This is a genomic window from Stenotrophomonas sp. Ker107b (genome assembly GCF_053847245.1).
The window spans coordinates 323,077-336,788 of sequence record NZ_JBSPHX010000003.1 but is presented as its reverse complement, the minus strand read 5'-3'; the positions used below and the strand labels follow the sequence as shown (position 1 = coordinate 336,788).

General features: G+C 66.3%; 11 protein-coding genes. 2 read left to right on the top strand and 9 right to left on the bottom strand.

Going from position 1 to position 13,712, the window contains the following annotated elements:
• Positions 1 to 49 precede the first annotated feature (49 nt).
• Entirely contained in the window at positions 50 to 616 is a 567-nt protein-coding gene (locus tag ACWV8V_RS16750; RefSeq protein WP_259261842.1) for a hypothetical protein, read from the top strand.
• Here ACWV8V_RS16750 and ACWV8V_RS16745 read toward each other — a convergent pair.
• From ACWV8V_RS16745 to ACWV8V_RS16735, 3 genes are all read right to left on the bottom strand, one after another.
• Positions 606 to 1,565, bottom strand: coding sequence for a Nudix family hydrolase (locus ACWV8V_RS16745; RefSeq protein ID WP_455900256.1), 960 nt, complete (start codon positions 1,563 to 1,565; stop codon positions 606 to 608). The genes ACWV8V_RS16750 and ACWV8V_RS16745 overlap by 11 nt on opposite strands.
• Before the next feature lie 485 nt (positions 1,566 to 2,050).
• A complete protein-coding gene (gene secA, locus ACWV8V_RS16740; protein ID WP_259261840.1) occupies positions 2,051 to 4,783 on the bottom strand; it encodes a preprotein translocase subunit SecA in 2,733 nt (910 codons plus the stop codon).
• A 168-nt stretch (positions 4,784 to 4,951) separates the two neighbouring features.
• Positions 4,952 to 5,902, bottom strand: coding sequence for a M23 family metallopeptidase (locus tag ACWV8V_RS16735; RefSeq protein ID WP_019182479.1), 951 nt, complete (start codon positions 5,900 to 5,902; stop codon positions 4,952 to 4,954).
• 12 nt (positions 5,903 to 5,914) lie between these two features.
• On the opposite strand from ACWV8V_RS16735, the gene ACWV8V_RS16730 reads away from it, so the two are divergent.
• On the top strand, positions 5,915 to 6,355 hold the full coding sequence (locus ACWV8V_RS16730; protein WP_026069663.1) for a DUF721 domain-containing protein: 441 nt from the start codon (positions 5,915 to 5,917) through the stop codon (positions 6,353 to 6,355).
• Positions 6,356 to 6,651: 296 nt separating this feature from the next.
• Here the strand turns inward: ACWV8V_RS16730 and lpxC are convergent, their stop codons facing one another.
• The 6 genes from lpxC to murC all read right to left on the bottom strand — a co-directional run bounded on the left by lpxC (position 6,652) and on the right by murC (position 13,691).
• Entirely contained in the window at positions 6,652 to 7,563 is a 912-nt protein-coding gene (gene lpxC, locus ACWV8V_RS16725; RefSeq protein ID WP_259261838.1) for a UDP-3-O-acyl-N-acetylglucosamine deacetylase, read from the bottom strand.
• A 216-nt stretch (positions 7,564 to 7,779) separates the two neighbouring features.
• A complete protein-coding gene (ftsZ, locus tag ACWV8V_RS16720; protein WP_019182482.1) occupies positions 7,780 to 9,012 on the bottom strand; it encodes a cell division protein FtsZ in 1,233 nt (410 codons plus the stop codon).
• A gap of 281 nt (positions 9,013 to 9,293) precedes the next feature.
• Positions 9,294 to 10,529 (bottom strand): cell division protein FtsA, encoded by a 1,236-nt coding sequence (gene ftsA, locus ACWV8V_RS16715; protein ID WP_017355446.1) that lies wholly within the window; start codon positions 10,527 to 10,529, stop codon positions 9,294 to 9,296.
• Positions 10,526 to 11,278, bottom strand: coding sequence for a cell division protein FtsQ/DivIB (locus tag ACWV8V_RS16710; RefSeq protein ID WP_259261837.1), 753 nt, complete (start codon positions 11,276 to 11,278; stop codon positions 10,526 to 10,528). The genes ftsA and ACWV8V_RS16710 overlap by 4 nt, the downstream gene beginning before the upstream one ends.
• Positions 11,275 to 12,258, bottom strand: coding sequence for a D-alanine--D-alanine ligase (locus ACWV8V_RS16705; protein WP_455900255.1), 984 nt, complete (start codon positions 12,256 to 12,258; stop codon positions 11,275 to 11,277). Before ACWV8V_RS16705 ends, ACWV8V_RS16710 begins: the two co-directional genes overlap by 4 nt.
• Entirely contained in the window at positions 12,255 to 13,691 is a 1,437-nt protein-coding gene (gene murC / locus ACWV8V_RS16700) for a UDP-N-acetylmuramate--L-alanine ligase (protein WP_121042706.1), read from the bottom strand. The genes ACWV8V_RS16705 and murC overlap by 4 nt, the downstream gene beginning before the upstream one ends.
• Between the last annotated feature and the right edge of the window lie 21 nt (positions 13,692 to 13,712).

The window sequence follows — 13,712 nt, the reverse complement described above, 5'->3', positions numbered from 1 at the left end:
GCCGCCACGCATCGCTTGCAGATAACGCCCACGCCGCTACGCTGCTGCGATGAAACCGCTCGTGTGGCTCCTGCTGTGTGCGCTGTGCCTGCCCTCGCCGCCTGCCCTGGCGCAGGCGCCGCAGCGCGTGAACCGCTGCACCACTGCCCAGGGCGAAACCGTCTTCACCGATCGCCGCTGCGATGCACTGGGTGCCACCTCCCGTATGCCCCCGCGCACCGCGAGCGTCGGCAACACCGGCATCTACCGCGCCGGCTGCGCGCGCCGGCTCAGTGAACTGACCGGGCAGATCCGCGACGCGGTCAGCGCACAGGACGTCAACCGGCTGTCCTCGATCTACCTCTGGAGCAACGTCTCCAACGCGACGGCGAACCACATCATCGGTCGGCTGGAATCGGTGGTGCAGCGCCCGCTGATCGACATCGCGCCGGTCTACCCGGAAAGCGCGCCTGTCATGCTGGACCCGGCACTCGCCGCTGCGGGCGCTGTGGAGGCCCCCTCGCGACCCCGCCCGGTCGGCCTGCGCATCGAGCAGACCCTCGGCAGCACCGCCACCCCGGCCAGGACCGTATTCGGCCTGCGCCGTCAGTACGGCTGCTTCTGGATCACGCTGTAGCCGGCCACAGCGACCGGATCGCCGCGATGCCTTGCGCCCCGTGGCGGCGCGCCGCCTCGATATCAGCGGGGGTCATCCCGCCGAGCGCATACAGCGGCAACGACACCTGCTCGCGCAGCGCCTCGAACGCCGCCCATCCCAGCGGTGCCGCTCCGGGATGGCTGGCCGTCGCCTGCACCGGCCCCAGCACGGCGAAATCGCAGCCCAGCCGCTGCGCCGCCTGCAGCTGCGCCAGATCGTGGCAGGACGCCGCCACCAGCTGACCGGCGGCCAGCGGCCGCGCATCCAGCCCCAACAGCTGCTCACTGCCCAGATGCACGCCGACCCCCAACCGAGCGGCCAGCTCGATATCCCGATTCACCAGCCACTGCGTGCGCGGCCTGTGCTGTTGGATCACCCGCTCGGCCAGCGCCACCCGCGCCGGGCTGGACGGCGTGCGCAGCTGCACCCGGCGGACCCCGCTTTCCAGCGCCTGCGCCAAGCGCCCCAGCCAAGCCTGGTGGACGCTGTCCTCCTCACCCTCCGGCTCCGGCGTGATCAGATACCGATCCGGCTGCCGCAGCGCCGCCACCACCGGCAGATCGGCCGGCGGCATCGAATACCGGTGCAGCTTGTCCGGCGCCACCCAGGTGATCGCCTGTCCCTCGCGGCCCCGCGGCGAGCCCTTCCAGCTCTGGATCCGGCGAACCTCCAGCCGCAGCCGCTTGTCCGGGTAGATCTGCGGCACGTCCATGATCCACTCACCGATCTCCGCCTCGATCCCCAGCTCCTCGCGCAGCTCCCGCACCAGCGCCTCCTCGGAGGTCTCGCCGGCTTCCCGCTTGCCGCCCGGGAATTCCCACAGGCCGGCCATATCGCGGTTCTCGGTACGACGGTTGAGCAGAATGCGGCCACGGGCATCGGTGATGACGCCGGCCACGACATGGATCGAACGAAGGGGAGATGACATACCCGGAGGATGCCCAAAGCCGACCCGATGACGCAATGCCCCCGCGGGTGTCGTCGAGGTGCAGTGCGGACCGTCATGTGTCTCCGTTCGCGTCTGCCGCGACCGTAAGGGCCCCGCAGCGACCGGCAGGCCCCTCGGCAAATGTCCCCCGGCCGCCGCCTGGCGGCGACGGCCTCCTCCTTGATTTTGCCCAGGAGCCTGCCGGCCGCTACGGCGCTCGCGTGTGGTGGGAGTGCGCAAAGCGGTCCTTGATCTACCCACCGCTACCGCAGCCTACTGTCACGAGGCGACCGGGCTGCTCCGGGAAGGACCGTCACCCGCATGGATGCGGGTGTCGAGCCTACAAGGAGGTATTTACGGCGTGTCCTGGACGGGGCTGCCCGGTCGCCTCACGCCATGGACATTCGAGGCGCCACGCCGTTGGCAAAGAACCACAAAAAAGCCCCGCACAAGGCGGGGCTTCTTCAGCACTTCCCATCAACCGATCAGCTCAGCTGACCATGGCAGTGCTTGTACTTCTTGCCGCTGCCGCACGGGCACGGATCGTTGCGGCCGACCTTCGGCTCATCGCGGCTGACCTGCGCCACGCCATTCTGCGCCGCTTCCACCTGCGCAGCCTCTTCGTCCGCACCGTAACCGCCCGCATCCTGATGCTGGAACTGCGACTGCAGCAGACGCGCTTCGGCCTGCTGACGCTCGGCCTGCTCCAACGCCGCCACTTCCTCTTCGCTGCGGATACGCACGCGCGCCAGCAACGTCACCACTTCGCGCTTCACGTTCTCCAGCATCTCCGAGAACAGTTCGAAGGCTTCCTTCTTGTATTCCTGCTTCGGCTGCTTCTGCGCATAACCACGCAGGTAGATGCCCTGGCGCAGGTAATCCATGCGCGCCAGATGCTCCTTCCAGCTCTGGTCCAGCACGGTCAGCATCACGTGCTTCTCCAGCGCGCGCATGGTCTCGTCGCCCACGCCGGCTTCCTTCGCCGCGAAGTGCTCGTCGACCTTGGCCTGCACCTTTTCGGCGATGCCCTCGGCGTCCAGCTCCTCGTGCGACTTCACCAGTTCGGTCACCGACATGTCGATGCCGAAGTCCGACGCCAGCGTGGCTTCCAGACCCTGCAGGTCCCACTGCTCGTCGATCGAGTTCGGCGGCACGAAGCGCGCCACCACGTCGAAGATCACATCGCCACGGATGCCATCCACGTTGTCCTTCACCGACTCGGCGTCCAGCAGCTCATCGCGCTGGCTGTAGATCACCTTGCGCTGATCGTTGTTGACGTCGTCGAAGTCCAGCAGGTTCTTGCGGATATCGAAGTTGTGCGCCTCGACCTTGCGCTGCGCCTTTTCGATCTGACGGCTGACCAGACGATCCTCGATGACGTCGTCTTCCTTCATGCCCATCATGCGCATCGCCTTCTGGACCCAGTCCGAGGCGAAGATGCGCATCAGGTTGTCTTCCAGCGACAGGTAGAAACGGGACGAACCCGGATCGCCCTGGCGGCCCGAACGGCCACGCAGCTGGTTATCGATACGGCGCGACTCATGGCGCTCGGTGCCGACGATGTGCAGGCCACCGGCCGCCTTGACCGCATCATGGCGGACCTGCCACTCGGCCTTGACCTGGGCGCGCTGTTCCGGCGTCGCCTCTTCGCCCAGCTCGTGCAGCTGCGCTTCCAGCGAACCGCCCAGCACGATGTCGGTACCACGGCCGGCCATGTTGGTGGCGATGGTCACTGCGCCCGGCATGCCGGCGTTGGCGATGATGGTCGCTTCGCGGTCATGCTGCTTGGCGTTGAGCACTTCGTGGTGCACACCGGCCTTGGTCAGATGCTCGGACAGCATCTCCGAGGTCTCGATCGAGGTGGTGCCCACCAGCACCGGCTGGCCGCGCTCGTTGCAGGCCTGGATATCGGCCAGCACCGCATTGAACTTGCCGTTGCGGTTGAGGAAGACCTGATCCGAACCGTCCTTGCGGATGGTCGGGCGGTTGGTCGGGATCACCACCACTTCCAGGTTGTAGATGCTCTGGAATTCGTAGGCTTCCGTATCGGCCGTACCGGTCATGCCGGACAGCTTCTTGTACATGCGGAACAGGTTCTGGAAGGTGATGCTGGCCAGCGTCTGGTTCTCGCGCTGGACCGGCACGCCTTCCTTCGCTTCCACGGCCTGGTGCAGGCCATCGGACCAGCGCCGGCCGGCCAGGGTACGGCCGGTGAATTCATCGACGATCACCACTTCACCGTCGCGCACGATGTAATCCACGTCGCGCTGGTAGATCGCATGCGCACGCAGGGCGGCATTGAGGTGATGCACCACGGTCAGGTTCTGCGCGGCGTACAGGCCTTCGGTCTCGGCATTGAGGATGCCGGCTTCGACCAGCAGCGCCTCGGCATGCTCCATGCCTGCTTCGGACAGATGGACCTGCTTGCCCTTCTCGTCCACCCAGAAGTCGCCCTCGCCTTCCTCGGCCTCCTGCTTGATCAGGTTCGGGACGACGCGGTTGACGCGGATGTACAGCTCCGGGGAATCATCGGCCGGGCCGGAAATGATCAGCGGGGTACGCGCTTCATCGATCAGGATCGAGTCGACTTCGTCGACGATCGCGTAATGCAGGCCGCGCTGGTAGCGGTCCGCACGGGACAGCGCCATGTTGTCGCGCAGGTAATCGAAGCCGAATTCGTTGTTGGTGCCGTAGGTGATGTCGCTGGCATAGGCCTCGCGCTTGTCACCGTGCGGCATGCCCGGGTAGACCACGCCCACGCTCAGGCCCAGCCAGTTGTAGAGCTTGCCCATCTGCGCCGAGTCACGGCGGGCCAGGTAGTCGTTCACCGTGACCACGTGGACGCCCTTGCCTTCCAGCGCGTTCAGATACACCGGCAGCGTGGCGACCAGGGTCTTGCCTTCACCGGTGCGCATTTCCGCGATCTTGCCCAGGTGCAGGACCATGCCGCCGATCAGCTGCACGTCGTAATGACGCATGCCCAGAACGCGGCGGCTGGCTTCACGGCAGACCGCGAACGCTTCGGGAAGCACCTTGTCCAGGGCTTCACCGTCAGCGATGCGCTGCTTGAATTCCGGGGTCTTGGCCTTGAGCTGCTCGTCGGAGAGCTTTTCGATTTCCGGCTCCAACGCATTGACCTTGGCGACGATGCGGTTGAGCTGGCGCAGCTGTCGTTCATTACGACTGCCGAAGACGCGGGTAAGCAGGCTGTTGATCATTGAAGGAACCGGTTGGAATGAGACGCCCCAACGGCGGCGCTTTCCCCGGGGGATGCGCGCACCGCAAACGAAACAGGGCGCACCGCGCCCTGTCTATGGCAACACCCATTGTAGCTTGGGACGGGGGTCCGGCGTTTCAAGCACCCCCGTTCAAGTTCGTTACCGTGATCAGCCCCGCGAAACGCGGCCGACCGGGGTGTTGCCGCCATCACCGAGGAACTTGCGCGGATTGACCACCTGGCCGCGTTCCCAGACCTCGAAGTGCACGTGGGCACCGGTGGAACGCCCCGTGGAACCGGCCTTGGCCACTTCCTGCCCGGCCCGGACCAGATCGCCCGGCTTCACCACCAGGCGCGAATTATGCGCATAGCGGGTCACATAGCCGTTGCCATGGTCCACATCCACCACATTGCCGTAGCCGCCCTTCACACCGGCGAAGCTGACCACGCCGTCGGCCACCGACATCACCGGGTCACCGACCTTGGCGTGGAAATCCATGCCCTTGTGGGTGGCCGCACCACGACCGAACGGATCGCTGCGGGTCCCGAAGTTGGAGGTGATGTAGGTGTTGCGGATCGGCATGCGCGAGGGCACGGCGTTCTGTTCGAGCTGGTGATCGAACATCAGCGATTCCATCACCGACAGCTGCCGGCCTGAAGCAGCAAAGCGCTGCTCCAGCACCTGTAAGTCGGCGTTGACCGCGCTGACCGGGATGTCCTGGGTCGGGCCGGGCTCGCCTTCACCGAGGCCGGGGGTCTCGTTGAAGTCGAATTCGCCGTCTTCCAGTTTGCCCATCTGGGTGAGGCGTTCGCCCAGCGCATTGAGACGGGTGGCCTGCGCCTGCAGCTCGCCCATCCGCGCAGCCAGCGCGTTGACCTGGGTCTGAGCGTCCTTCTGGGCCTGCGCCAGCTCGCGTTCCTGCTGTGCGACCTTGGCGTGGAGCCGGGAATCGTTGAACATGCTGCCACCGATACCGGCACCGAAGCCGATCAGGCAGCCCACCCCCAGCACACTGCCCAGCAGGGCCCGGGGGGAATCTTCGAAGTAGAAACGCAAACGCGCCAGCGGCGTCTTGGCCTGTCCTTCACGCGTTTTGATTACGATCTTTTTGAATGCCATCAGTGAGTTTTCATGTCTGAGCCGAAATCCAGTGCCCGTTCCCCATCCACGCCGAAGCCGGCGCTGGATGCGGTCATGGCGGACAAAGCCGGTAACCCGCTGCGTCGTGCCTTGTGGCTCGACGCGCTGGACCGTCAATTGCGCCCCCATTTGCCGCCTGCACTGGCCACCCGTTGCCGGCTGGCGAATGTAAACGGCGAGCACCTCGTTTTTCTCGTCGAATCTCCCGTGTGGCACGCCAAGGTCCGGCTTGCCGAAGCACAGTTGATCGACGCGGCCCGGTCCATCGGGCTGAAGGTCACCAAGGTGACCGTCAAAACAGCGTCTGCCCCTCCCCCACGCTCCCCAGCGATCGATAACAGGAATGGTCCCCACGCTGTTTCAGCCGCCACGCACAAAGGGCTACGCGACGCGTTGGCCTGTCTCCGCGATGTGGATTCGTCCAAATCGTGAAGCCATCGGGGCATCCCGCCCCTTCCCGGCCGCGTCACGATCACGTGAACTTTGGCTGGGAGCCGGTCTGCACTGTAGCGGCGGAACCGCCGCCAGTCGTTAGTGTTTTATTAAATTAACGTTAAATTCGGCAGAAACCTTGATGAGGTTCACAAATCTGTGTGCTTCGCACCCCCACGGTTCATTGACGTCAAGATCACGCCGCGCTCCGCGCCTGCGCAGCCCTGAACGCAGAAACGGCGCCGTGGGCGCCGTCTCGTTTCCTTTTAAATCAATGGTTTGCGCCAACACCTGACTCAGGCGTACGCCGGCAGACCGTAGACGACCGGTGCGGCGGCCGCGGGCGAGTCATAGCTGACCCACTCCCAGGCACTGGCATCGGCCAGCAGCGCACGCACCAGCTTGTTGTTGAGCGCGTGGCCCGACTTGAAGCCTTCGTACGCGCCCAGCACCTGGCCGCCGGCCAGATACAGATCGCCGATCGCATCGAGGATCTTGTGGCGCACGAACTCATCGGCGTAGCGCAGGCCGTCGTCGTTGAGCACGCGGAACTCGTCAAGCACGATGGCGTTGTCCATCGAACCGCCCAGGCCCAGGTTGCGCTCGCGCATGTACTCCAGATCCCGCATGAAGCCGAAGGTCCGGGCGCGCGAGATTTCCTTGGTGTAGGCCAGGGTCGAGAACTCGATTTCCGCCCGCGACTGCTTGGCCGGGATCATCGGGTGGTTGAACTGGATGGTGAAACCGAGCTTGTAGCCTTCGTACGGCTCGAAGCGGGCGACCTTGTCGCCATCGGTGACTTCCACCGTCTTGAGAATGCGCATGAAGCGTTTCGGCGCGTCCTGTTCGGCGATGCCCGCCGACTGCAGCAGGAAGACGAACGGGCCGGAGGAACCGTCCATGATCGGCAGCTCGGCCGAGGACAGTTCCACGATGATGTTGTCCACACCCAGGCCGGCCAGGGCCGACATCAGGTGTTCGACGGTCTGGATCTTGGCCTCGTGATAGGTCAGGCCGGTGCACAGGGTGACTTCGGTGACCAGATCCGCACGCGCGGGCACTTCCACCACCGGGTCCAGATCGACGCGACGGAAGACGATGCCGTGGTTGACCGGGGCCGGGCGCAGGGTCATGTAGACCTTGTCACCGCTGTGAAGGCCAACGCCGGTGGCGCGGATCGTGTTCTTGAGGGTGCGTTGCGGAATCATCGTGGGGCAGGACCAGAAAGCGCGCGGTCAGCGCGGCTGTGACAAACAAGAATAACACGCACTACCGCTGTCCCTTCCGTGAACCGTGGTGCGTGGACAGCACTGCCCGGACGTGCGCAATGCACGACGGCGGTCAGACTGCCGGGCCGATCCTGGCCCGGCAGCATGGGACATGGAGATGCTTACCGGGGAGGACAAGGCCCCGGCACGCAGTACTCAGTCCGCCTGGCGGCGCAGGAACGCCGGGATGTCCAGGTAATCGTTCGGCAGTTCAGCGGCAGCCGGACCCGACGCGCTCGGGGCCGAAGGTGCCACGGTGTCGGCGCTCGGACGACGCAGGCCCATGCCCATGCCCATCCCGCCCACGGCCTTGGAGACCGCATCGCCGCCGTTGTCGAACTCGCCGAACTCCGGCTGACCGGTGGTGGCATTGCGGACCAGCTTGATCGGTGCGCGCTCGCCCGGACGCTGGGTCTTGGCGGTGACGGCACGGTTCAGGCCGGTGGCGACCACGGTCACGCGGACTTCGTCCTGCATGTCCGGATCCAGCACGGTACCCACGACCACGGTGGCATCTTCGGAGGCGAAGCCGTCGATGGTGCGGCCGATCTCGTCGAACTCGGCCATCGTGAAGTCGGCGCCGGCGGTGATGTTGACCAGGATGCCGTTGGCACCGGCCAGGTTCACATCGTCCAGCAGCGGGTTCTGGATGGCGGCTTCGGCAGCGGCCTGGGCGCGGTCATCGCCACGCGCGGTGCCGGTGCCCATCATCGCCAGGCCCATTTCGGACATGACGGTACGCACGTCGGCGAAGTCGACGTTGATCAGGCCCGGACGCACGATCAGGTCGGCGATGCCCTGCACGGCGCCCTGGAGGACGTCGTTGGCGGCACGGAAGGCCTGGATCATGGTGGCGTTGCGGCCCAGCACGGTGATCAGCTTTTCGTTCGGGATGGTGATCAGCGAATCGCAATGCTGGCTCAGCTCTTCGATGCCCTTCAGCGCGACCTGCATGCGGCGACGGCCTTCGAACGGGAACGGCTTGGTGACCACGGCCACGGTCAGGATGCCCATCTCCTTGGCCAGCTGGGCCACGACCGGGGCTGCACCGGTGCCGGTGCCACCGCCCATGCCGGCGGTGATGAACACCATATCCGCACCCTGCAGGGCGTCCATGATGCGCTCACGGTCTTCCAGCGCGGCCTGGCGGCCGACTTCCGGATTCGCGCCTGCGCCCAGGCCCTTGGTGACGTTGGTACCCAGCTGCAGCTGCAGCTTGGCACCACAATTCTTGATGGCCTGCGAGTCGGTGTTGGCGGTGATGAATTCCACGCCGTCCACACTGGTGCTGACCATGTGCGCCACGGCGTTGCCGCCGCCGCCGCCCACGCCGATCACCTTGATCACCGCATTGGGTGCCATCTTTTCAATCAGTTCGAAATGCGCCATGTCCGTGTCCTCGTGTTGCCGTTTACGCGGGACGGGGGCTTCGGAGAATCCTTCTCCTGTCCTCCCCACCCATCGTGCCGGCGAGTTGTAGTTGGTATGCCGGGCCGGATAGAGCCAACCGCGGCGGTGTTGCCTGCTTCAATGGTCGGCCAGGTGGCCGGGTGATGCGCTTGCTGTGTACGTCGTGATGCGATCTGTTGCGGTGTTGCGTGGACGGTGTGTGGATTTTTCGGGAACTGCTTATCGCTTATTGCATGTGTACTGCGTGTTGCGGTCCGCGATCAGAATTCGCCGCGGAACCAGGTTTTGAGTTTCTTGAACATGCTGCCGGCGCGGCCGGTGGGCAGCGACGGGCGACGCGGGTGTTCGATCTGGCTGCCCATCAGCAGCAGGCCCACGCCGGTGGCATGCACCGGGTTGCCCACCACTTCGCCCAGCCCGGTGACGTGCTGCGGAATACCCACGCGCACCGGCATCTGCAGCATTTCCTCGGCCAGTTCGACCACGCCTTCCATCTTCGACGCGCCGCCGGTGAGCACCATGCCGGCGCGCACCAGTTCTTCGAAACCCGAGCGGCGCAGTTCGGCCTGCACCATCTCGAAGATCTCTTCGTAGCGGCCCTGCACCGCCTGGGCGAGTGCGTGGCGCGGCATCCGGCGCGGCGGACGATCGCCGACGCTGGGCACCTGGATGCTTTCCTCGGCAGTGGCCAGCTGGGCCAGCGCGCAGGCATAGCGCACCTTGATCTGCTCGGCTTCCGGGGTCGGCGTGCGCAGCATGTGCGCGATGTCGTTGGTGACGTGGTCGCCGGCGATCGGCAGCGAGGCGGTGTGGCAGATCGCACCCTGCACGAACACCGCCAGGTCGGTGGTGCCGGCGCCCATGTCGACCAGCACCACGCCCAGCTCGCGCTCGTCGGCGGTCAGCACAGCCACGCTGGAGGCCAGCGAAGAGAGCACCAGGTCATCGACCTGCAGACCGCAGCGCTGCACGCACTTGGAGATGTTGGCCGCCGCCGACTGTGCGCATACCACCAGGTGGGCGTGCACTTCCAGGCGCACGCCGGTCATGCCGACCGGGTTGCGGATGCCTTCCTGCGAATCGTCCAGCACGTACTCGCGCGGGATCGCATGCAGGATCTTCTGGTCGGCCGGGATCGCCACCGCCTTGGCCGCATCCAGCACGCGATCCAGGTCACCCCAGGTCACTTCGCCGTCGCGGATCGGCACGATGCCGGGCGAGTTCTTGCACTGCACATGGTTGCCGGAGATCGAGGCGTACACCGAGCGGATTTCGCAGCCGGCCATCAGCTCGGCTTCTTCGACCGCACGCTGGATGGACTGCACGGTCGATTCGATATCCACCACCACGCCGCGCTTGAGACCGCGCGATTCGTGCGAGCCGATCCCGATGACCTCGATCGGATTGCCCGGCGAGTACTCGCCGACCAGCGCCACCACTTTGGAGGTGCCGATATCCAGACCGACGATCAGTGATTTGTCACCCTTGCGATTCATGTCCTGTCCTGCGTCCTGTGCGCCACATTGGCCGGCGTGGCCGGTGCGGCCGGAGCCGGGGTACCCCAGCTCAGCGTGAAACCATTGGTGTATCGGAGGTCGGCGCGCTCGATCGGCGCCGCTTGATTGGCCAGCTGCGGCAGTACGCGTACGAACCGCTGCAGGCGCGAGCGGGCATCATCGCGGCCAACGACCACTTCGGTGCCGTTGCTCAGCACCAGCGACCAGCTGCCGCGTGCATCCATGGTGACCCGCTTGACGTCCACCCCGGCCGGCGCGAACAGCGCGCGCGCATCGTTGTAGAGCGCCACCACTTCTTCGGTCTGGCTGTCCGGCCCATCCAGGTCGGGCAGCTCCAGGTCCTGCAGCTTCTTCGGGGTGGCGAACAGCTTGCCCTGCTCGGAGAGCAGGCGGTCATGGCCCCAGCGCGCGAACGGTTTGTGCTCGACCAGGGTGATTTCCAGCACGTCCGGCCACTGCTTGCGGACCTGCGCGCTCTCCACCCACGGCAGCGTTTCGATGGCGTCCTGCGCATCCTGCAGCTTGACCGCGAAGAAGCCGGACTTCGCATACGGCAGCACCACCTGCTGCAGCTGCTCGGCCGGCACCCGCTTGAACTCACCGTGCACGCGCAGCTTGGCCAATGGCCACCGCTCGGCACCGACCCAGCCGTTGAGCACCGCCACCACGGGCAGTGCCACGACCGACAGGGCCAGCAACCAGACGAAGATGCGCAGCACCGCGTTCATGCGTGGCTGTGCTCCTGTGCGGCGTGACCCGGCAGGGTCTGTTCCAGCACCCGCCAGACCAGCTCTTCAAAGCCGATTCCGGCCTGGCTGGCCGACTTGGGCACCAGCGAATGGCTGGTCATGCCCGGCGCGGTGTTCACTTCCAGCAGGTAGAAGCGGCCGCTGCTGCGGTCGCGCATCACGTCCACCCGGCCCCAGCCACGGCAACCGGCGGCGCGGAACGCGGCCAGTGCGAGGCGGCGGATCTCGATTTCATCCTCGCCCTCCAGGCCCGGGCACAGGTACTGGGTGTCCTCGGCGATGTATTTGGCGTTGTAGTCGTACCACTGGCCCTTGGGCACGATGCGGATCGACGGCAGCGCCTGGTCGCCCAGGATCGCCACGGTCAACTCGTCGCCGACCACCATCTGCTCCATCAGCAGCTGACCGTCGTAACGCACCGCCAGCGCGACCGCCTCGTCCAGCCCGGCCCCTTCCACCACGCGGCTGATGCCGACGCTGGAGCCTTCATTGGCCGGCTTGACCACCACCGGCAGGCCGAGTTCGGCCGCAGCGGCGTGGACATCGGAGGCCTGGTCCAGCGCGATGAAGCGCGGGGTCGGCAGGCCGTGCGACAGCCATACCTGCTTGGTGCGGATCTTGTCCATGCTCAGCGCCGAGCCGAGCACGTCCGAGCCGGTGTAGGGCACGCCGAAGGCTTCCATCAGGCCCTGCACGATGCCATCTTCGCCACCGCCGTTATGGCCGTGGAGGATGTTGAAGACGCGGTCGAAGCGCTTCTCGACCAGTGCCAGCGCCAGCGCCGGGATGCCATCGACCGCGATCGCATCGACGCCGCGCGCGCGCAGGGCTTCGATCACATTGCGGCCGGAATCCAGCGAGACGTTGCGCTCGCTGGAGGTGCCACCCAGCAGCACGCCGACGCGGCCGAACATGGCCGGGTCGGTGAGGCGCAGCGGCGGGAAGGTCAGCGCGTTCATGCGGCCGGGGTCTCCTGGAAGCCTTCGCCGGCGATCTGCTGGGCGATGTAGCCGATGTCGCCGGCCCCCATCATCAGCAGCAGATCCCCGTCCTGCAGGACATCGGGCAGCACGTGCGCCAGTTCGGCAGCGTTGCCGACCACAACCGGCTCGCTGCGGCCGCGCGCACGGATGGCGCGGGCCAGCGAACGCGAATCGGCGCCCGGGATCGGCGCTTCGCCGGCCGGGTACACCTCGCTCAGCACCAGCGCATCCACTTCGGACAGCACCGCGGCGAAGGCATCGAACTGATCGCGGGTACGGCTGTAACGGTGCGGCTGGAACGCCACGACCAGGCGCTGGCTCGGCCAGCCGCCCCGGGCGGCGGCGAACACGGCGGCCAGCTCACGCGGGTGGTGGCCGTAGTCGTCGATCACGCGGACCTTGGCACCGGTGTGCGTGGTGACGATGCCCAGATCATTGAAGCGGCGGCCGATGCCGGCAAAGCTCTCCAGCGCACGCGCGATCGCCTCCGGGGCCACGCCCAGCTGCCAGCCCACGGCGGCGGCGGCCAGCGCGTTGAGTACGTTGTGCTCGCCCGGCAGGGCCAGCGTCACCGGGTGGCTGCTGCCTTCCGGAAGGCGCAGGGTGAAATGCATGCGCGGGCCGTCCTGGACCACGTCCTCGGCACGCACGTCAGCGTTGCTGCTCATGCCATAGCTCATGACATGGCGCGGCGTCTGCGCGGCCAATGCGGCCACTTCCGGATCGTCGATGCACAGCACCGCCAGCCCGTAGAACGGCAGGCGCTGCAGGAACTCGGCGAACGCGGCCTGGACGCGGGCGAAATCGTTGCCGTAGTTTTCCAGGTGGTCCGAATCGATGTTGGTGATCACCGAGACCAGCGGGTTAAGGCGCAGGAAGCTGCCATCGCTCTCGTCGGCTTCGGCCACCAGCCACTGGCCACCGCCGAGCTTGGCGTTGGCACCGGCGGCGAGCAGCTGGCCGCCGATCACGAAGGTCGGGTCCAGCCCGCCTTCGCTCAGCACGGCAGCGGTCAGGCTGGTGGTGGTGGTCTTGCCGTGCGTGCCGGCCACCGCGATGCCGCGGCGGAAGCGCATCAGTTCGGCCAGCATCGCCGCGCGCGGCATGATCGGAATGCGCTGGCTGCGCGCTTCCATCAGTTCCGGGTTGTCATCGCGGATCGCGCTGGAGACGACCACGCAATCGGTGCCGAGCACGTTGGCCGCCGAGTGGCCGCGCATCACGCGCGCACCCAGGCCGGCCAGGCGACGGGTCGCGGCGTTGTCGGCATTGTCCGAACCGGACACTTCATAGCCCAGCGTCAGCATCACTTCGGCGATGCCGCTCATACCGGTGCCGCCGATGCCGACGAAGTGCACGCGCGGGAACGCGCGTACCAGGTCGTTGGTGTCGTGGAGGCGGCGGATCATGCGCGGCCTCGCGCCAGGCTG